Source organism: Streptomyces sp. NPDC031379 (assembly GCF_055569615.1).
Map to the genome: position 1 here is coordinate 228,432 of NZ_JBVIIT010000012.1, position 20,225 is coordinate 248,656.

General features: G+C 70.3%; 17 protein-coding genes. 2 read left to right on the top strand and 15 right to left on the bottom strand.

Annotated elements, in window-relative coordinates; translation table 11 throughout:
- Positions 1–210: 210 nt before the first annotated feature.
- A complete protein-coding gene (locus ACZ5CW_RS19675; RefSeq protein ID WP_468602928.1) occupies positions 211–1,278 on the bottom strand; it encodes a polyprenyl synthetase family protein in 1,068 nt (355 codons plus the stop codon).
- A gap of 453 nt (positions 1,279–1,731) precedes the next feature.
- Here ACZ5CW_RS19675 and ACZ5CW_RS19680 point away from each other — a divergent pair, with 453 nt between their 5' ends.
- Positions 1,732–2,358, top strand: coding sequence for a hypothetical protein (locus tag ACZ5CW_RS19680; RefSeq protein WP_468602930.1), 627 nt, complete (start codon positions 1,732–1,734; stop codon positions 2,356–2,358).
- Between the two features lie 23 nt (positions 2,359–2,381).
- Positions 2,382–2,537, top strand: a complete 156-nt coding sequence (locus ACZ5CW_RS19685; protein ID WP_468602931.1) for a hypothetical protein — start codon at positions 2,382–2,384, stop codon at positions 2,535–2,537.
- A 133-nt stretch (positions 2,538–2,670) separates the two neighbouring features.
- On the opposite strand, the gene ACZ5CW_RS19690 is transcribed toward ACZ5CW_RS19685, so the two are convergent.
- The 14 genes from ACZ5CW_RS19690 to metK form a co-directional block, all read right to left on the bottom strand.
- Entirely contained in the window at positions 2,671–4,098 is a 1,428-nt protein-coding gene (locus tag ACZ5CW_RS19690) for a nitrosuccinate lyase (protein WP_468602933.1), read from the bottom strand.
- A complete protein-coding gene (locus tag ACZ5CW_RS19695) occupies positions 4,088–6,106 on the bottom strand; it encodes an FAD/NAD(P)-binding protein (protein ID WP_468602935.1) in 2,019 nt (672 codons plus the stop codon). The genes ACZ5CW_RS19690 and ACZ5CW_RS19695 overlap by 11 nt, the downstream gene beginning before the upstream one ends.
- 89 nt (positions 6,107–6,195) lie before the next feature.
- Positions 6,196–7,170 carry a 3-oxoacyl-ACP synthase III family protein gene (locus ACZ5CW_RS19700; RefSeq protein ID WP_468602937.1) on the bottom strand — a complete coding sequence of 325 codons (975 nt, stop codon included), beginning with the start codon at positions 7,168–7,170 and terminating at the stop codon, positions 6,196–6,198.
- A gap of 355 nt (positions 7,171–7,525) precedes the next feature.
- Positions 7,526–8,701, bottom strand: coding sequence for a hydroxymethylglutaryl-CoA synthase (locus ACZ5CW_RS19705; RefSeq protein ID WP_468602939.1), 1,176 nt, complete (start codon positions 8,699–8,701; stop codon positions 7,526–7,528).
- 4 nt (positions 8,702–8,705) lie between these two features.
- Positions 8,706–9,767: a hydroxymethylglutaryl-CoA reductase gene (locus ACZ5CW_RS19710; protein WP_468602941.1), complete on the bottom strand. Its 1,062-nt coding sequence runs from the start codon at positions 9,765–9,767 to the stop codon at positions 8,706–8,708.
- A complete protein-coding gene (fni, locus tag ACZ5CW_RS19715) occupies positions 9,764–10,855 on the bottom strand; it encodes a type 2 isopentenyl-diphosphate Delta-isomerase (protein WP_468602943.1) in 1,092 nt (363 codons plus the stop codon). Before fni ends, ACZ5CW_RS19710 begins: the two co-directional genes overlap by 4 nt.
- The gene (locus ACZ5CW_RS19720; RefSeq protein WP_468602945.1) at positions 10,852–11,967 is read right to left on the bottom strand and encodes a phosphomevalonate kinase; all 1,116 of its coding nucleotides are present in this window, start codon (positions 11,965–11,967) and stop codon (positions 10,852–10,854) included. Before ACZ5CW_RS19720 ends, fni begins: the two co-directional genes overlap by 4 nt.
- Complete coding sequence (gene mvaD, locus ACZ5CW_RS19725) at positions 11,964–13,019, bottom strand: diphosphomevalonate decarboxylase (protein WP_468602947.1); 1,056 nt, start codon at positions 13,017–13,019, stop codon at positions 11,964–11,966. Before mvaD ends, ACZ5CW_RS19720 begins: the two co-directional genes overlap by 4 nt.
- The gene (gene mvk / locus ACZ5CW_RS19730; protein ID WP_468602949.1) at positions 13,009–13,989 is read right to left on the bottom strand and encodes a mevalonate kinase; all 981 of its coding nucleotides are present in this window, start codon (positions 13,987–13,989) and stop codon (positions 13,009–13,011) included. The genes mvaD and mvk overlap by 11 nt, the downstream gene beginning before the upstream one ends.
- A gap of 276 nt (positions 13,990–14,265) precedes the next feature.
- On the bottom strand, positions 14,266–15,504 hold the full coding sequence (locus tag ACZ5CW_RS19735; RefSeq protein WP_468602951.1) for a cytochrome P450: 1,239 nt from the start codon (positions 15,502–15,504) through the stop codon (positions 14,266–14,268).
- A 159-nt stretch (positions 15,505–15,663) separates the two neighbouring features.
- The gene (locus tag ACZ5CW_RS19740) at positions 15,664–16,557 is read right to left on the bottom strand and encodes an aromatic prenyltransferase (RefSeq protein ID WP_468602953.1); all 894 of its coding nucleotides are present in this window, start codon (positions 16,555–16,557) and stop codon (positions 15,664–15,666) included.
- A 294-nt stretch (positions 16,558–16,851) separates the two neighbouring features.
- Complete coding sequence (gene metF / locus ACZ5CW_RS19745) at positions 16,852–17,712, bottom strand: methylenetetrahydrofolate reductase [NAD(P)H] (protein ID WP_468602976.1); 861 nt, start codon at positions 17,710–17,712, stop codon at positions 16,852–16,854.
- A 14-nt stretch (positions 17,713–17,726) separates the two neighbouring features.
- Positions 17,727–18,710: a carbohydrate kinase family protein gene (locus ACZ5CW_RS19750; RefSeq protein ID WP_468602955.1), complete on the bottom strand. Its 984-nt coding sequence runs from the start codon at positions 18,708–18,710 to the stop codon at positions 17,727–17,729.
- Between the two features lie 158 nt (positions 18,711–18,868).
- Complete coding sequence (metK, locus tag ACZ5CW_RS19755) at positions 18,869–20,080, bottom strand: methionine adenosyltransferase (RefSeq protein WP_468602957.1); 1,212 nt, start codon at positions 20,078–20,080, stop codon at positions 18,869–18,871.
- Positions 20,081–20,225 lie beyond the last annotated feature (145 nt).

A 20,225-nucleotide genomic window follows, 5' to 3' on the forward strand; every position in this document is an offset into this window, starting at 1 on the left:
GGGGTGTGGTGGGACAAGACTGCGCGCCGACCCCTGTGGGGGCGCGGGTGGGGGGGGGGGGGGGGGGGGGGGGGGGGGGGGGGCAAAGAAAAAAAAAAAAAAAAAAAAAAAAAAAAAAAACCCCCCCCCCCCCCCCCCCCCCCCCCCCCCGCTTCGAGAAAGAGGGCGTCGGATGTGCCGCCCTCCGGGTTCTGCGGTCTCAGGTCGGGCTCACGCCTTGCGGTAGGCGACTCGCCTGGCCATGTTCGTCAGTTCGCTGCGCCACACCTGGTCGACGGGCGCGTCGGCGATGGCCTTGCAGCCCCGCTCGACGAGGCTGTCGATGTGCTTTTCGACGTCGGCGGGCACGCCGGTGTCCACGAGGCGCCGGCGCACCTCGTCGGGCGTGTGGCCCGGCTCCGTGATCAGGCTGTGGATGCGCTCGTCGCGCTGCATCGCCCAGCCCAGCAGCAGCGTCATCTTGTGCTGGGTGAAGTCGAGGCCGGTGGGCTTGCCGGTGTCCGCGGAGTCACCGAAGGCGTCCAGCAGGTCGTCCCGGAGCTGGAACGCCTCCCCCACCGCCTCGCCGTACTCCTCGAAGGCAGGAGCGAGATCATTGCGGCCCGCCGCGTTCGCGCCGACCACCAACGGCCGGTGGATGGTGTAACGGCCGGACTTGATCTTGGCGATCAGACGGGAGAGCCGGGGGTCGACCGAGAACTCGGCGGCCGCGTGGACGTCCATGTACTGGCCGATCATCACTTCGGAGCGCAGCTTGTTCCACTCCGGCAGCGCCGACCTCGGTGCCTCGGACATCAGCTCCCCGGAGTACACGAGCGCGAGGTCGCCGACGAGGATGGCCACGCCCTCGCCGTAGCGGCGTGACTCACCCTGCCACCCGGCGCTGCCGTGCAGCGCCAGGTACTTCGCGTGGACCGTCGGCAGGCCGCGCCGCTGGCTGGAGTCGTCCAGGACGTCGTCGTGGATGAGGGCGGACAGGTGCAGCATCTCCACGGCCGCGCCGGCCGCCACGATCCCGGGGTCGTCGGGGTCGCCGCCGGCGGCGAGATAGCCGGCGATGCAGAAAGCGGGCCGGATCCGCTTGCCGCCGGAGGCGATCAGCTCGGACAGCGCGTCGATGGGGACGGTCGCACGTTCGTCCACTCCGGTCCACGCGTCGCGCTCGGCCGCGAGAAGGGAACGCAGCCGGTCCTCGACGCGCTGCAGCAGCTCGGTGCTGGTACGGCGCGCGAGGTCGGCGGCCTCCTGGCCGGTGTCGGTGGTCAAGTCCGAAGTCACACGTATCTCCTCGGGTTTAGATGTAGGGGCACTTGAGTGGGAGGGCTCGGATGCCGTCCGACCAGGCCGTCATGGCCTTGGCCGGGTACGCGCCCGACCGTGGGCGACGGCACCTGCGCAGGGCGAATCTAGAGTTCCCCTTTAGTGCCGATGGACTGCGAATGGTGAACGTTGACACCCTCAACGGCCCCGTGGAAACCTCCCTGTGCACCCATAGTTACGTCCGGGCAGCGTCGGGGGGTATGGAATGGACATGACGCGCTGTATCCGTTGAATAAGGGACGCTGCCCGCAGGGCCGGATGTGAATCATGCGCCGATAATTCCCCGACTCGGACCGTCCGATCACAGCCGTGGAGTCTTCCAGTGATTTCGACGTGGGATCCGACGTACCGGCTCTCCCTCTCTCCCGGGCCCGCTCATGGCCGGACAAGCCATCTCATGAAGGAGATTGAATGGAGTTTCACGCCTGCCCCAAATCCCGCGCTCAGGAACCCGGCGAGGCGACCGAGGCCCTCTGCGCCTCGTGCATCCGGCAACTGGAGGGCAACCTGCGTGCGCTTCCCGGTCTCTACCAGGAGAGTCTGCACCACATAGCGCCGGTATCCCGGCGAATGCACCAGACGCGGGTGTCCGGGAGCCGGAGCAGGGATCACCTCAACATGTCCGCGCTCGACGCCCGGCACAACATCCTCACCATTCTCGAGTCATGGTCGGAGTTCGTTGCCGACGAACTCGGAAAAGTCGCCCCCACACGCTCGGTTCCCCACTTGACGGACTTTCTGCTGCTGAACCTGGAGTGGCTCTCCGCCCAGCCTCCGGCGGCTGATTTCGCTGACGAAATCGACGGCCTGCGGCTGGAGCTGCTGCGCACCATCGACCCAGACCCGAGTGAAGTTCATATGCTCGACTGGCAGTGTGTAGTCGACAACTGCACGGGGACGATCAACACATCGCCCCAGCGCAGCGGGAACACAGACAGGAGAAGCATCCGGTGTTCGTCGGGCCACACCTGGGAAATGCACGAATGGATCACTCTGCGACCGCTCATGGAACGGCAACGGAAGACCGTCACCGCCTGAGGAAACCGCCACGCCACCGGCTGGTGCCCACCAACGTGGCCGCCCTGGCCGCGGGTGTGTCCGAAGCGACGATCCGCAAGTGGGTGAGCCGCGGAAAGATCACCCGCTACGGATCGCCGGGCCGGTCCGAGTTCGACATAGACGAACTGACCCAGATCGCACTGCGACGACGGGGTTGAGCAGGAGCCGCAGATCGTGGTGGCCGTGACATTCGCGCAGGTCGGCGGGGCACCTGCGGTGGTGACAGCGGCCTTTGTGAGCGTCGGGAGCCGGTGACGGGCACCCGACGCTCACTGCTTGCCGCCCTTCCTTCTAGGGCAGTGACCGGGACAGCGCGCGGTCCGTCAGCGGGCCCGCGGCCCCGGTGTACGCCTCCGGCTCGAACAGGTCGGTCAGCCGGGCGTCGGTGAGAACGGCCGACGCCCGGCTGTCCTGCCGCAGGACCTCGGCCAGCGGCTCGCCGGTGCGCGCCGAGCGGGCGGACGCCTCGTTCAGCAGATCGCGGGCCTGGGCCTTGCCGAGCAACGGGGCGAGGACGACGGCGATGCGCTCGGAGACGATCTGTCCCCCGGTGATCCGGGTGTTGGCGCGCATGCGCCGCGGGTCCACCGCCAGCTGGGAGACGAGTTCGACCGCTTGGTGCGCCGCGCCTCCGGCCAGCCGCAACAGGGCGCGCAGCGGCTCCCATTCGGCGTGCCAGGCGCCGGCGGACCGCTCGTCCTCGCTCGGCAGACAGCCCAGCACGGTCGCGGCGAGCTGCGGCGCCTGCAGGGCGGCGGATCTGATGGCCGTCGCCAGCACGGGGTTGCGCTTGTGCGGCATCGCCGAGGAGGCGCCCCGGCCGCTGGGCGCCGGTTCGTGCACCTCGCCGACCTCGGTCCGGGTCAGGGACAGCACGTCGACGGCGATCTTGCCGAGGGCTCCGCACAGGAACGCGGTGGACGTGGCCACGTCCACCACGGGCGTGCGCAGCACATGCCAGGGCACGAGGGGGGCGGACAGCCCCAGTTCGGCCGCGAACGCCTCCGTGAGTTCCTGGACGTAGCCGGCCGGGTCGGCTTCCGGCGCGAACGCGAGGTAGCCGGCCAGGGTTCCTGCGGCGCCGCCGAGTTGGACGGGAAGCCCCCCGGCGGTCAGCGCGTCGAGCTTCTGTGCCGCGTCCAGGACGAGATGGCGCCAGCCCGCGGCCTTGAGCCCGAAGGTCGTGGGCACCGCGTGCAGGGCGAGGGTCCGGCCCGCGATCAGGGTGTCCCGGTGTTCCCGGGCGAGTTCCGCCAGCGCTTCCTCGGCGCGTCGCAGGTCGGCGCGGACCAGCCGCAGGGCCCGGCCGGCGACCAGGACGGTCGCCGTGTCGAGGATGTCCTGGCTGGTCGAACCGCGGTGCACATGGCGGGCCGCATCCGTGTCCCGGCTCGCCACCAGCGCGGTGAACTCCCGCACCAGCGCCACCACCGGGTTGGCGGACTCACGCGCCTGCCGGGACAGGGCGACCAGGTCGAGACGGTCGGCCCGCGCGGCCTCGGTGATGACCCGTGCGGCGGACTCGGGGACCGTGCCGAGCCGGGCCTGCGCCCGGCTCAGGGCCGCTTCGGCGTCCAGCATGGCCTGCAGCCACGCCCCGTCGGAGACCGCGGCCAGGACAGGGGTGGCCGCCCAGACCGGTGACAGCAGACCGGGGTCCGCCGGCTCCGGCACCAGGCCGGCCCCCGCATCCGCGGTGAGGGTGGTGTCAGTGGGCATGGGTGAGTCCTTGTCCTGTGTGAGCTTCCGTCGCGCCCGCGGCCGGCCCGCCGTGGGTGGCCGCGGTCCCCACCGTGCCGGTCCCGGCCCGTCCGCCCTCGCCGCCGCAGTCGAGGGCGGCCCGGGCGATGGCGTCGGAGTCGGTGAGGGTCACCGAGTTGACGCCGGGCCGGATGCCCGCGGCCGTCACCCAGTGCACCGACTCCGTGGGCACGCCGAACGCGAAGCGGCGCGGATGCGCCCGTCCCTCCGCGTCGATCAGGCGGAAGGGCCGCTCGGTGACGGCCAGTCCGTCGCTCTCGTACCTGCCGCCGGACCGCGTGCGGATGCGGTAGGCGGCGCACTGTCCGGTGTCCAGCAGATGGCGCAGCAGCGGATCGTCCGTGCGGCTCAGCGTGATGTCGGGCAGGCGTGCCTCGACCAGCGCGTCCACCCGGACCTCGGAACCGGGCACGAGCGGTGAACCGACGGTGTATCCGGTGTCGTCGGCCGCGACCCGCAGGTCGGGTCCGACCACCTTCAGCACGCCGGCCTCGATCAGGGCGATCATCTCCTCGACGCGTCGCGCGGGCGGTCCGATCGAGAGGAAGGCGTTGAGCGGGGTGTACCAGTTGTCCAGGTCGGCGCGGTACGAATCACCGTGCAGCCCGCCGTGGTCGACCGCGAGGCGGATCTCGTTGCGCAGGTCCCGCAGGACGTCGAGTGCGGCCTTGAGGGGGCCGCTGACATTGCCGGACCTGGCTTCGGAGACGTCCTTGCGCAGGTGGTCGAGGAGCCAGTCGGTGAAGTCCCAGGAGCCGGTGAACTCCCGGTCCCGGTACGGGCGGGCGATCAGTTCCCAGTCCCATCGGTACTTCTCGCCGATGCCGTACGCCGAGAGGACGGCGTCCTTCTCCCGCTCCCCCGGTCCGGCCGCCAGGAAGTCGTCATGGAGCTGCTGCGCCCTGGAGATGTGTCCGCGTGACGTGAACAGCGTCCGGTAGTAGACGGCCTCGACCTCCTGGGAGATCAGCGGCCACAGGTCCTTCCTGAAGTCGAGCCCGGAGTGCTCGTGGGTGCGGCGCAGCTCCGCGATGCGCTCGGCGGTGAGCAGAACCGGCTCGTGACGCCCGTGCGGGCCCTTCTCGTTCTCGCCCCGGGCCTGGTACGGGATGCCCCGCCGGGACCCCGCGTAGATCCGCGGCTCCCGCCCGCAGGGGCGGTAGACGAGCAGCCCGCCGAGCCGGGCGAAGGAGCCGCCGCGGCCGACGGTGAGTTCGGCCATGTAGTCGAAGAAGTTGAGTCCCAGCCCGCGCAGCAGCACCTTGGTGCCCGGCGCCAGCACGTCCAGGTCGACGTCTGCGGGGTTGGCCGGCGCGATGTACGTCAGTCCCGCCTCGCGTACCCGGGAGGCGAACTCCCGCTCGGCGGTGTGCGCGCGGGCCGGCAGATGCCCCTGGCACAGGATCACGGCGTCCAGGCCCGCGAGCACGGTTCCGTCGTCGAGCACCACCCGCTGCAGGGCTCCGTCCCCTGCGTCCGGATCGTCGTCCAGGGCGACCGCGAGGGAGGCGTGCGTGGTGACCGTCAGCCCGGCGGGCGCGCCCTCGATGGCGCGCTGGTACGCCCACTGCAGGTACCAGCCGTAGAACGCCCGGGTCGGATAGGTGTCGGGCCCCAGCGTGCGGGCCTCCTCGAGGACGTGGGCCGGACGGCCGTCGCCGAACCGGCCCGCGACGAGCGCCACGGCCCACTCGTGCAGGCTCGGCCCCGGTTCCAGGGGACCCTGCAGGTCCACGGAGGCGTCGGTGAACACCGATATCTGTCCGGCGACGGTGTTCATGAGGAGCTGGCGGGACTGATCGGTGCGCCACACCTTGCCGGAGCCGGGCGGGTAGGGGTCGATCACGTGGATGCGGACCGTGCTGCCCTCGGGCTGCGAGCGGGCGTTGGCGCAGAGTCGTTCGACCACCGAGAGCCCGCGCGGGCCGCTGCCTATGACGCCCACAGTGCAATGTCTCGTTGTCATGGTTCCTGTTTCTGCCGATGTCGAGAAACACAGCAAGGGCGGCGGTTGCCGCGCCGGGCGGCTCACAAGGCGTCAAGCGGGCGAAGACCTCACCACTCGACCAGCGCGAATCCCGCCGCCATGCCTCCGCCGAAACCGGCCATGAGGATCAGGTCACCGGGTCGGAACGCGCCCGTGCGGGCGGCTTCGGCCATGGTGATCGGGATGGAGGCGGCTCCCGTATTGCCGTAGTGCGTCAGCGAGAGGTGCATGGTGGCCCGGGACAGGGCCAGTCCCGCGAAGACGGTGTCGAGCATGACGCCGTTGGCCTGGTGCGGGACGAAGTGGCTGATGTCGTCGGGACCGACGCCGCTCTCGTCGAGGAACTGCTTGGTCAGGAGTGGCAGGCGGTCCTCGACGAAGCCGCGTACCGCCCGGCCGTCCATGGTGAAGTACTGCAGGCCGGCGTCCAGGGCGGCCGGGTCGGCGGGCAGCCGGCTGCCGCCGGCGGGCACCTCGATCAGGCCCGACAGCTCACCGAAGGTGTGCGCGGTGACATTGCGGATACGCGCTCCCCGGTCCAGGCCCAGGACCATCGCGCCGGCGCCGTCACCGAACAGGACGACGGTCCTGCGGTCGGCCGGGTTCAGGATGCGCGAGTACACGTCGGCGCCGATGACCAGCGCGTGGCCGCCCCGCCTGGCGAGGATCCCCTCGACCGCGGCGAGCGCGAACACCTCGCCGGAGCAGACTGCGTTGACGTCGAAAGCGGCCGCGTCCACGGCGCCGAGCAGCTGCTGCACATAGGCGGCGGTGGGCGGCTGCGGCCGGTCGGGTGTGGAGGTGGCGACGACGATCACGGACAGCTGGTCGGCGGTGACGCCGGCCGACCGCAGGGCGGCCCGCCCCGCGGCCGCGGCCAGGTCCGACGTGGCCTGCTCAGGCGCGGCCCAGCGGCGCTCCCGGATCGCGGTCTTTCGGATGACCCAGGCGTCATCGACCCCCGCCGCCGCTCCGACTTCGTCATTGGAGACAACTCGATCCGGTACATATGCACCCGTACCGAGGACCCCGACTTCGGTCATGCGCCTGTCTTCCCCTCAGGTGGTCTTGAACTGACTGTGCGAACGGCCGCGAAGGAGCGGCCGTTGCCGGCAGGAAACCGGATCCGCGCACAGGGGCTGCGGCCGGCGGGTCCCGGGTCGGACCACCGGTGGGCGCCCCTGGCGCGGTGAGCAGTGCCCAGGGCTCGGGCCGGTGCGCTGGGCACCGGCCCCGCCGGCAGGGCACTGTGGATGAGGGCGATCAACGACACCAGCGATCGGCTGGTCCTCGTCGTCGTGCTTGACCGCGTTGGCCTGCGCATGTCGATGAACCGCGTCGGCCTGTGCATGGTGCTGACGTGCAGGCGTTGACGTGCACGTACCTGACGTGTGGGGGCTAGCGCGTCTCGTAGATGCGCTTGTGGCCGCGCAGGGCCGCCAGCCGGAAGGGGCCCGTGGTCTCGGCCGGGGTGGGGTGGTCGCCGCCGTCGGCCGGGAAGGAGCGCTCGTGCAGCTCGCGGTAGCGGGCGTAGTCGACGGGCTCGCGCCGGTCGATCGCCTCGCGGTGGGCCTCGGTGCGCAGGTGTTCCCGGTAGCCGGGGACGACGGTTCCGGCGAAGAACTCGGCGACGCTGCCGGAGCCGTAGCTCAGGAAGCCGATGGCCTGGTCGGTCAGGTCGTCCGCCTGGTCGAGCAGAGCGGCCAGACCCAGGTACACCGAGGCGGTGTAGCTGTTGCCGATGACCTTGTTGTAGGCCGTGGTCAGCCCGAGGTCACGGGTGACGCGGTCCTCGTCGATGTCGGAGCCGCAGTAGTTCAGCAGCTGGCGGTGGGCCTTGTAGGCCATCTTGGTGAAGGGCTGGTGGTAGCAGAACGCGGCGAACTCGTCGAGCGCGCGCCCGCCCTGCTCCGTGTAGTCCTTCCAGCTGCCCTCGACCGCCAGCAGATACGCGCTGATGGACTCCTGCCCGTCGACCAGGGCGGCGTCCCGGTAGTTCGGCCGCCAGAAGTCCATGACGTCGGCGGTGAACACGCCCGACGGGTCCTCGATGCGCACCAGCGCGGGGTCGGTGCCGACCAGCATGGCCACGGCGGCGGCGCCCTGGGTGGCCTCTCCCGGGCTGTCCAGCTCGTACTTGGAGACGTCGCTGGCGATCACGAGAACCCGCTGGGCCGGGTCGCGGCGCACCAGGCCGATGGCGAACTGCAGGGCGGCCGTCGCCCCGTAACAGGCCTGCTTGAGTTCCACGACCCGGGTCGCCGAAGGCAGCCCGAGCAGCGAATGGACGTAGATGCCGGCCGACTTCGCCTGGTCGATCGAGGACTCGGTCGCGAAGATGATCGTCCGGATCCCGTCGCTGCCGTGCCGCTCGATGATGGGCGCGGCGGCGGCCGCGGCGATGGTCACGATGTCCTCGTCGGCGGCGGGCACGCTCATCGACTGCTGGCCGATGCCTTTGTGGTACTTGCCGACATCGGTGCCGTTGTGCTCGGCGAGGACCGTGTGGGGCAGGACGAACTCGGTCGTCGCGAACGACAGATCGTGAATTCCTATGGCGGAATCGTTGGCCATTTCCCTAAACACCAACCTTTGCGGTCTTGTTGTCGCGTTCCAGCTGGACGTGTGCACGCATGAGTTCGCCCGGGTTCGTCTGGGCCGCCAGGAGGGAGAGTTCACCGCACAGCACCGTCGCCGCCGCGATGACGGCGAGCCGGCGGGCGTTCTCGCCGGGTTCGCGCTCTTCCCGGCAGCCGAGCCGGGCGAGGTTGGTCTCCACGAATCCGAGACCCTTGCCGTTGCCGACGGTGCCCACGATGAGGTTGGGCAGCGTGCAGGCGAAGTAGAGGTCGCCGTCGCGGTCCTCGGCCATGACGACGCCCTGGGAGCCCTCGACGATGTTGGCGGCGTCCTGGCCGGTGGCCAGGTAGAAGCCGAGCAGCATGTTCGCGAAGTGGGCGTTGGCCGAGCGGATGCCGCCGGCGAGCAGGGTGCCGAGCATGTTCTTGCGGATGTTCAGCTCGACGATCTTGGCGGCCGTGGTGTGCAGGACGCCCTCGACCACGTCGCGCGGCACGAGCAGCTCGGTGACCACGTTCTTGCCGCGGCCGAGGATGCCGTTGATCGCGGTCGCCTTCTTGTCCGTGCAGTAGTTGCCGGAGATCGATCCGTAGGAGATGCCCGGGATCGTCTCCAGCAGGTGCTTGAGGAGCACGTCGGAGGCGAGGGTCGCCATGTTGTGACCGGAGGCGTCGCCGGTGGAGAACTCGAACCGGATGAAGAGCAGGTTGGCGTTGATCTCGTGCCGGATGTTGATCAGCTCGGCGAACCGGCTGCAGGTGCGCACCACCTCGCGCAGCTCGCCGATGCGGGCGTCGATGGTCCGCGCGGCCGTCAGCGCGGTCTGCGCGTCGACCGCCTCGACCAGCACCGAGCGGGTCATCCGCTCGTCCACGAGGGTGGCGACGATGCCCTTCTCGGCGAGCATCGAGACCTTCGCGCCGCGGCCCACGGAGGGCCACAGCGGCGACTCGTAGGTGGCGAGCGGGACCGGGGTCTCCGTGGTGGCGACGTTCCCCGAGATGCGCAGGGGGCCCACCCACCTCATCGGGACGCCGGCGATCGCGTGTGCCTCAGTCATCGTGTGCTTCCCGTCGTCTCGTGCGGAACGTCGAAGGTGCTGGAACGCCGGGCGAACGGACGCGTGTCGATGCCCCGGTCGGTGCAGAAGTCGCGCAGCTCGCCGCGGATCAGCAGGTCGCAGCGCGTCAGGTCGGCGGGGGTGCGCGCCCCGAGCATGGTCTGGAGCGCGGCCAGCTGGTCGAGCCAGGCCGACAGCAGCGCGATCAGCGCGTCGACGCCGCCGTCCAGGAGCGTGCGCAGGAACTTCCCCGAAGCGCCGACTCCGGAGGCGCCGAGTGCCAGGGCGCGGGCGACGTCCAGCGGGTTGCGCACGCCGCCGGAGGCGAGGACGGGGATGCCGACGTCCTGCGTGTCCAGAAGGCAGGCGGCGGTGGACTGTCCCCAGTCGTGGAGGTAGCCGTAGTCGGCGATCTCCCGCCGGCCGTTCTCGATGCGGGCGAAGTCCGTGCCGCCGCGGCCGCCGACGTCCGCCACCTGCACGCCCAGCTTCTGCAGCAGCAGAACGGTTTCCCGGCTCAGCCCGTTGCCGACCTCCTTGACGATCACGGGGATGTCGACGGAGGCGGCGATCTTCTCGATCTGCGGGACCCAGGAGGAGAACGACCGGTCGCCCTCCGGCATGGGCGTTTCCTGTGCCGTGTTGATGTGGATCTGCAGGGCGTCGGCCCGTACCAGTTCGATGGCCCGCTGCGCCTTCTCCACCGAGGCCGTCGCGTTGAGGTTGGCCATGACGAACCCGTCCGGGTTCTTCTCGCGCAGCACGCTGAACGTGCCGGCGCAGTCCGGGTCCTTGAAGTAGGCGCTCATGGACCCGGAGGCGATGGGTACGCCGGTCTCGCGGGCGGCGATGGCCAGGTCCCGGTTGATGATGCCGGTCTTCTCGCTGCCGCCGGTCATCGCGTTGATGTACAGCGGCACCGGCCAGGAGATGCCGGCGAAGGTGGTGGCCAGTGAGACGTCCGGCCGGTCGAGGCCGGCCAGGGCGTGGTGGACGAACGACACCTCGTCGAACTGGTTGCGTCCGCTGTGCTGCTCCTGTTGCTCGACAGCGAGCCGGACGTGGTCGTCCTTGCGTTGAGCGATCATTCCTCGTTCCCTTCCGCGGCGGGACGGATCGGCAGGGGCACCACCCCGGCCGATGCCCACCGTTCACGCAATTGGGCGATGTCCCGCGAGGCTTCGGCGTCCAGCAGCGCGATACCGCAGTCGCCGCCGCCCGCCCCGGAGGGCTTGGCCGCACCACCGAGGGCTTCGGCGGCCTCGCACAGCGCCGTCAGCCGGGGTGTGAAGACTCCCAGGCCGACCTCGTCATCCAGTCGAGCCAGCTCCCGCCGGGCCCGCCGGATCTGGTCCAGCAGCTCCGGTGCGTCTCCTCGCTCCAGTGCGGCGATCGCTTCGCGCACACAGTCGGTGGTGGTCCGGACGAACTTCTGGTGCGAGGCGGTGCCGCGCCAGGGACGCCGGTGCAGGTCGGACACGAGGGTCGCGGTGGAGGCCGGGCTTCCGGTCCAGCCGACCTCCAGCGAGAGTCCCTCCGGCTCCGGCAGCCGGCGCACCGCGAACCCGGGCCAGGGCGCGCGGAGTGCCTCCTGGACGCCGCGGCCGCGGGCGAGGTCGAGCACGGCGACCCGGTCGGGCGCCCGGTAGCCGATCCAGCCGCCCCAGGTGCTGGCGGCCAGGTCGCCGCCGGAGCCCCTGGGATCGATCTCGGCGGTGGCGAGCAGGGCCAGCCGGAACCGCTCCTCGCGGGACAGGGTGAGGCCGCAGAACGCGGCGACCGCGGCCACGGTCGCCACGGTCACCGCGCCGCTGGAGCCCAGGCCGTACTTGGTGCCGTTGTCGTGCAGGCCGCTCTCCACCGACACGCTGAAGGCCGGTACGGGGGAACCCCGTTCGGTCAGCAGCCGGGCCACGGTCTCGACGGCGGACGTCACGTGGGCGAGCCCCGCCCGCGTCCCCGGCTCGTCGTCCGTGCCGTACGGGCCGAGCCGGCCGTCCCGCCACTGACGGCGCACGCCGCGCGGGCCGAGGTCGGAGGAGATCTCGACGTCCGCGTCGGCGAAGGCGGTCACGGTGACGGTGATGTAGCGGTCGACCGCGACGAGGATCGCCGGGTTGCCGGGGTCGACCACCGCGTACTCCCCCGCGACGAACAGCTTGCCCGGCGCGCGCCGGACGACGGTTCGCTGACGGGTCATCGACCGTCCCCGTGCAGCAGGCGGGCGCCCGGCCCCGGCTCGGCGACGAGCACCGAGCCGTCCGTGACGGCGCCGCGCACGGTCTCGGCGATCCGGTCGGCGTCCGCGCGGCGGCACAGCACCTTGACGTTGGGTCCGGCGTCCATGGTGGCGTAGGCCGCGATGCCGTCCTTGCGGAGCTGGAGCACGCTGTCGAGGACGGTGAGCGTGGCCGGCGACAGGTAGCGCACCGCCGGACGTGCCGCGAGCATCGTCGCGTGCATGCCGAGCGCATTGCGCTCCGCGATCTCCCCGACCGCTTCGATGTCGCCGGCGAGCAGCGCCGCGCGCATCTCGGTCAGGTCGTCCTTGCTGGAGACGGCCCACGGCTCGTACAGCGGGGAGGTGTCGACGGTCCGCCGCATGGCCGCCCGGCTGGACACGGTCTTCGGGCCCGCGTTGACCACGGCGATCACCAGTGCCGGGTCGAGGGCCCCGGCGGGCACCGGCTCGGCATAGGAGCTGAGGTCGGCTTCCGCCGCGGTGCCGGAGTCCAGGCCGGCGTGCCACATCGCGAAGCCGCCGAAGACGGACCGGGACGCGGACCCGGAGCCACGCCGGGCCAGCCGCGACAGGGCGGTGGCGTCGAGGTCGAGCCCGTACGCGGCCGCGGCGGCGACGGCGAGCGCGGCGAACCCGCTCGCGGAGGAGGCGAGGCCCGCTCCGGTGGGGACCGTGTTCTCGGTGTCCACGACGGCCCTGTGGGCAAGCCCGGCCCGCTCCCGCACCAGGTCCAGGAAGGCGACGACGCGGCGCAGCGCGTCGCCCTCGGCGGGCCGGCCGTTGAGGGTCACCTCGTCGTGCTCGGCCTCGGGGGCGAGGCGGACGTCAGTGGTCGTCGGGAAGATGTCCAGGGTCATCGACAGGCTGTCGACACGGGGCAGGACGAGCTGTTCGTCTCGTTTGCCCCAGTACTTGATCAGCGCGATGTTCGGGTGCGCGACGGCGGTGGCACGTCCGGCGGTGCCCCGCTCCTGCGCGCGGACCAGGGTGGTCGGGTGTTCAGAGTGCATTCTTGGCAAGCCCTCTCAGCGGTACGACCCACGTCTGCACGGCGCCGGCTTCGTGGAGCTGCTGGGTGACCTCCCGGGCCTGCTCCGGTCGGGACAGGGCGATGACGCAGCCCCCCAGGCCACCGCCGGTGATCTTGGCTCCGAGGCCGCCGCCCGCGAGCGCGGCCTCGACGAGGGCGTCGATGCCCTTGGTGCTGAGTCCGGCCGCCCGCAGCAGGTCGTGGTAGTCCGTCAGCCGCGAGCCGAGTTCCTCCGGCTTGCCGGCGGCCAGGGCCTGCCGGGCCTCTTCGGTCAGCCGCGACGCGCGGCGCACGAACCTCTCCTGCGCTCCGTCGTGCCGCTGGAACCCCTCACGCAGCAGTTCCACCGCGTCCTTGGTACGGCCCACGACGCCGCTGTCCGCGATGATGAACAGGCCGTCGCAGCCGATGCTCAGTTCCTTGACCTCGCCCGCCTGGAACAGCAGCGGGGCGGACGCGCCGACGGCCCGCGCGTCGACGCCGCTGGAGCGGCCGTGCGCCACGTTCTCGGCCGTCTGCACCAGGTCGAACGTCTCGCTCTCCGTGACGTCACGGCCGTGGAGATCCGCGAGGGCGTGGACGACCGCGCGTGCGCAGGCCGCGCTGGATCCGAGCCCCCGGCCGTGCGGGATCGCACCGTCGATGATCACATCGAGGTGCGGGCTGTCGTCCACGCCCATGGTCGCCGTGAACTCGGTGATCAGCCGGCGCAGGCCGTCGGAGGCCTGCGTGACCATCGGCCGCGACGGGGAACCGGTCATCGTGAAGGACACGTCGCCCAGTCCGTCGGCACCGCGGTAGGACCATCCGGCGCTCGCCGTGACCGTCAGTTGCGGAATGGGAAGAGCGAGCGCCGGAGCGCCGTACACGACGGCGTGCTCCCCGAGCAGAATGGCTTTGGCGTGGGCGCGACCGATGCCGACGGAACGAGCCCGGCGGTTTTCTGACACCCCCTCCGCTGAGGTCGGCAGAGTCAACGCACTCAACTCCCCTTGTCTTTCTGCGGTAAGATCGCATCGTCCAGCGATTCAGGAAGAAAACGGAAAAGCCGCCGTCGACGTCACGGTCGGCGCCGATGCGGAGCGCCAGGGCCGTAGGTGTGCAACCCCACGAGCGAGGCCACACGCACGACGTCGGACGCCGCCCGGTGCGCTTGGTGAAAGACCGGATGTGGACCGGCGTGGAGCCCCACGGGTGTCCGGCGGCCTGCAGCAGGCCGTCACCGGTTACCGCGGCTGGGGGACCATGAGCAGGCGGCGGGGATGGAGCGTGGTCTCCGGCGCCGTGCGCACATGGCTGTGGGGTTCGGTGCTCAGCTTCCACTCCTGCGTCACCACGTCGAGGATGACTTCCAGCTCCTGCCACGCGAACGGCTCCCCGATGCACCCCTTCGATCCGATTCCGAAGGGAATGTAGGAGGCGTCGACCTTGCTGGGCTGCAGGGAGAGCCACCGGTCGGGATCGAACCGGTGCGGACGCGGATAGCGCTCGGGGTCCCGGTGCAGCAGGTACGAACTGAAGACCACGTTGGTGCCCGAAGGGAGCGAGTGGTCGCCGAGCCTGACATCGGACAGGGTCTTCCGGCACGAGATCCACACCGGCGGATAGAGGCGCAGGATCTCCATCAGGAACCGGAGGGTGTAGCCGTGCGCGTCCTGGTCGTCGTGGCCGGCGCTTCCGTTGCGCTTCTGTGTCAGGTCCTTGAGGAGCCTCTCCTCGACCAGGGGCTCCCTGGAGAGGACGTACAGAGCCCATGACATGACGGAAGCCGTGGTGACCGTGGCCGCGGTCAGCATCATGACCGCCTCCTCGCACACCTCGTCCGCCGTCAGGACGCGGTTCCCCTTGGCATCGGAGTCCGTCAGGAGGGCCGAGAGGTAGCCGGCCGTGGATTCGGGAGAGTCCAGGAGATCGGCGATGCACGTCGCAAGCAGGTCCCGGAAGTCCTTGCGTGCCTCGGACAGCCGCTTGGACGCGCCCGGCCGGGCCGCTCGCGCCGCTGACTGTCCGTACAGCGGCTTCCTGATCATTTCCCAGGCCAACCGGGAGAGACGCTCGCTCAGCGCCTCCGTCGTCTCGGCCGGCAGCCCGGTGATGAGCGTGCCGACAGCGATCGCACAGGAGATCCGGCACATCTCGGACTGGACGTCCACCGCGTCCCCGGCGCGCCACGCGGACACCACATCGCGAACGATGTCACGCATGGTCGGCACGTATTCGTCGACCTTCGTCGACCGCAGGTACGGGTTCGCCAGGCGCCGGTAGTGCCGGTGCATGGCTTCGTCTTCCGAGAGCATCCCCACCCGGCTGAGGTTCCTCGCCTTACGGAAGAGTTCACCCTTTCCGTAGTTCTTGCTGTCGGTCACCAATATCCTGCGCACCAGGACCGGATCCTTGACGAAGACGGCGTCGACACCGTCCACCGTCACGTCGCGAAGGGGGTGTCCGCGAAGGATGCTCTCCATTCGACTGAACTGGAAAGCCGGACCGGCGTGTTCGTCGGGATCGGTCGAGTATGAGGTTGCCGAGTTCGTCTGACTCTTCATTGCGCTCACCTCTCGTACACAAAACAGAGAATCCCGCCTGTTGGCGGGATTCTCTGAGGGCGTGAAGCGGTTCCGCGATTATGCGGATTCCTTGTCGCGTGCGGCGATGTAAGCGGTGTTCAAACGACTGACGGAGCGCCAGCGGTAGTACGACTGCAGCTTGTAGTACTCCTCGCCGGTGGACGTCACGGCGGCGTACACCATCTTGGGGTCGTCGACGCCGTACGGAACACTCTTCACGAAGTGCTCGACCTTGGTGCCGAGCCGGGCGAAGAAGGCCATCGGATCCTCGGTCTTCACACCGTAGGAGATCCGCTCGATCTTCGGAGAGTCCCAGTTCAGGGTGGTGTAGAGCCCGAACGACTTCTCGCAGAAGTTGAACATCTGCTCACTCGGGCTGGGCAGGCCGATGTCGCGGTGCATCGCCAGGACGGTCTCCCGCTGGAAGCACTCCACAGGTGCCGCGAAGTACACGTTCATCGTGCGGCTGCCGTAGTCGATCCCGATCACGTCCACCTTCTCGGCCAGGCCGTAGCGGGTGAAGAAGTCGACGTTCTCGGCCAGGCTCCGCGGCATCGACGGGAGTCCGGTGAGCCGGGCCAGGGTCTCGTGCTCTCCCCCCGGGAAGTACACCCAGATCTTCTTGAACCCGGCGACGACTCCGAAGTCGACGCCGTAGCTGTCGATGGGGCAGAGCTGCTGGATGTCCGAGAGCAGGGCGCCGACGGGGTGGTCCGTCTTCGCGATCAGGCCCTGCGACAGGGCGACGGCGTACGGATCGACATCCCCGGGAAGAGTGAAGCGAGCGTCGAACTCCCCCTCGTGGCGCGCGTTGGTGGCCACCCGGAAAGCGATCACCGCCTGCGAGAGCTGGTCCTCGAACGCGGTCAGGATGGGCCATACCTTGTCACGCGAGACGCTCACGTCCAGCAGGCCGGCGGACTTTTCAATGGCGGTGTAGACACTCGCCACATCGACTGTTCCCGACATCATTGCTCCAAAGAGTCCATCTTGGCTTTGCGTCCCGGTGCGGGCACGCGAGCCCGGCCTGAGAAGGACAGGGCTCTGACAGCCCGAATCACGGGCAGAGAGGTGGTGGGCACGGGCCCGGGTGAATGCCGAAGTCGTCGGCAGCCTCGGAGATCGATCTGCCCGTCTCGATCAGGGTTCGTGGAACCCCGGCAATTTTCGGGCAGGGGAGGCGTGCTCAAATCGTGACACGGTCGGCGGGTCCGAAGCAAGAGCGCCCGAAGAAGCAAGTTTGATTCAGCAGGCGTTGAGGACCCTCGTGCCGGTCCGGCTGAGCACGTCGCGGTGGATGTCCAGAGCCGCCGTGGACTTGTTGAGGGTGATGTAGTGCAGGCCGGGGGCGCCCTCGGCGAGAAGGCGTTCGGCCATGGCGGTGGCGTACTCGACGCCGATGCGGTGCCCGTCCCCGGGATCGTTCCGGGCCGCGTACAGGCGCCCGGCTAGCTCCTCGGGGAATGCCGCGTCGGAGAGTTCGGCGAAGCGGGCGATCTGCCGGTGGTCGGTGGCCGGCATGATCTCCGGGATGATCGGGACGTCGCAGCCGGCCGCGGCCACCCGGTCACGCAGCCGCAGATAGTCCTCCACGTGGAAGAACATCTGCGTGATGGCGTAGTCGGCGCCCGCCTTGCACTTGGCGACGAAGTGCCGGATGTCGGAGTCCCAGTCCGCCGAACGCGGGTGCATCTCGGGGAACGCGGCCACCCCGATCCTGAAGTCGCCCAGCGATCGGACCAGTTCGACCAGTTCGTACGCGTAGCGGAAGCCCCGGGGGTGCGCCGTCCAGGTGCCCTTCGGGTCGCCCGGCGGGTCGCCGCGCAGCGCCAGTACGTCGCGGATGCCCGCGTCCGCGTACTGACCGATGATGTGGCGCAGTTCGGCCACCGAGTGGCCGACCGCGGTCAGATGGGCGACGGGGCGCAGGGTCGTCTCGGCGGCGATGCTCCGGGTGACCGCCACCGTCCGGTCCCGCGAGGAGCCGCCGGCGCCGTAGGTGACGGACACGAAGTCCGGCCTGAGTGGCTCGATCCGGCGGATCGCCTCCCACAGCGTCTGCTCTCCCCTGGCCGTCTTCGGCGGGAAGAACTCGAAGGAGAACATCGGCCGAGCGGTGCTCACGACCCACCTGCCAGGAGGGGTTCGACGGTGCGGGCCGCGTCGTCGCCGTACGTCTGCTCGATGCGGGCGACCAGGTCGGCGGCGAGCAGTTTGTACTCCTGGGTGCCGACCGATTCCAGGACGGTGGTGGCCAGGGCGCAGCCGAGCCGGGCGGCCTGCTCCGGCGGCAACTCCCAGGCGAGGCCCGCGAGGAAGCCGGCGCGGAAGGCGTCACCGGCACCTGTCGGGTCGGCGATCTTGTCCGTGGGCACGGCCGGGACATGCAGCCGGGGGGCGTCGGTGCGGGCCAGTGCCACGCCCTCCGCGCCCAGCGTGGTGATCCAGGTGCCGACCCGGCCCAGGAGGTCCTCCTCGCTCCAGCCGGTGCGCTCGAGCAGCAGGGCGGCCTCGTACTCGTTGGTGAACAGCCACGTCGCCCCGTCCACCAGTTGGCGGGCCTGCTCGCGGTCGAGGCGGGCCAGCTGCTGGGAGGGGTCGGCCGCGACGGGGATGCCGAGGCGGTGGGCGGTGGCGGTGTGCCGCAGCATGGCGGCGGGGTCGTCGGCGCCGACCAGGACGAGCGCGAACCGGCCGGTGCGCTCGGCGGTCGCGGCCAGGTCGATGCGGGGCGCCTCGGCCATGGCCCCGGCGTAGAAGGTGGCGATCTGGTTCTGGTCCTCGTCGGTGGTGCACACGAAGCGCGCGGTGTGCAGGGTCTCGCTGACCCGCACCGCGGACGTGTCGACGCCGTTCGACCGGAGCCAGGCGTCGTACTCGGCGAAGTCCAGACCCGCGGCGCCGACCAGGACCGGGTCGAGACCCAACAGGCCCAGGCCGAAGGCGATGTTGGCGGCGACGCCGCCCCGGTGCACCTCGAGCCGGTCGGCGAGGAACGACAGGGAGACCCGCTCCAGCTGGTCCTTGATCAGCTGCTCGGCGAAGCGACCGGGAAACACCATCAGGTGGTCGGTCGCGATCGATCCGGTCACGGCGATACGCACAGCACGTTCTCCTTGAATCTCGGGTCGGGACGATCCGGGCCCGGTGTCGGCGGAGGGAACGACGGGCTTGCGGGAAATCAGCGGGGAGCGGCGGGACGGGGGCGCCGCCGCTCCCCGCCGGCTGTTGCGCCGGGACTGTGCCCGGCGACGGCGTGCCGTCAGCTCGCCGAGGCAGCCTTGCGCAGGGCGTCGGCACGGTCGGTCCGCTCCCAGGTGAAGTCCGGCAGCTCACGGCCGAAGTGGCCGTAGGCAGCGGTCTGGGAGTAGATCGGGCGCAGCAGGTCCAGGTCGCGGATGATAGCGGCCGGACGCAGGTCGAAGACGGAGTTGATGGCTTCCTCGATCTTCTCGACGGCGACCGTGTTGGTGCCGAACGTCTCGACGAAGAGGCCCACCGGCTCGGCCTTGCCGATCGCGTACGCCACCTGCACCTCGCAGCGCTCGGCGAGGCCGGCCGCGACGACGTTCTTGGCCACCCAGCGCATCGCGTACGCCGCCGAACGGTCCACCTTGGACGGGTCCTTGCCGGAGAAGGCGCCGCCGCCGTGGCGGGCCATGCCGCCGTAGGTGTCGATGATGATCTTGCGGCCGGTGAGGCCGGCGTCGCCCATCGGGCCGCCGATCTCGAAGCGTCCGGTCGGGTTCACCAGCAGGCGGTAGTCCTCGGTCTCGAGCTTGATGCCGTCGTCGGCGAGCTGCGTCAGGACGGGCTCGACGACGTGCTGGCGGATGTCGGGGGTGAGCAGCCCGTCCAGGTCGATGTCGCTCGCGTGCTGCGAGGAGACCACGACCGTGTCCAGGCGGACCGGGCGGTTGCCCAGGTACTCGATGGTCACCTGGGTCTTGCCGTCGGGGCGCAGGTAGGGGACGGTGCCGTCCTTGCGGACCTCGGTCAGCCGGCGGGAGAGGCGGTGGGCCAGCTCGATCGGCAGCGGCATCAGGGTGGGCGTCTCGTTGGTCGCGTAACCGAACATCAGGCCCTGGTCGCCCGCGCCCTGCTTGTCCAGCTCGTCCTCGTCGCCCTCGACCCGGGACTCGTAGGCGGTGTCTACGCCCTGCGCGATGTCCGGGGACTGCGCGCCGATGGACACCGACACACCGCAGGAGCCGCCGTCGAAGCCCTTGGCGGAGGAGTCGTAGCCGATCGCGAGGATCTTCTGCCGCACCAGCGTGGCGATGTCGGCGTAGGCGGAGGTGGTCACCTCGCCCGCGATGTGCACCTGACCGGTGGTGATCAGGGTTTCGACCGCGACGCGCGAGGCGGGGTCCTGACGCAGCAGCGCGTCGAGGACCGTGTCGCTGATCTGGTCGGCGATCTTGTCGGGGTGCCCCTCGGTCACGGATTCCGAGGTGAACAGGCGACGGGACATGACACTCCAAGACTGTGGTGGGTGAACACGGCTCCAAGCTCTGACGGGCCCCCGGGGGGGGGGGGGGGGGGGGGGGGGGGGGGGGGGGGGGGGGGGGGGGGGGGGGGGGGGGGGGGGGGGGGGGGGGGGGGGGGGGGGGGGGGGG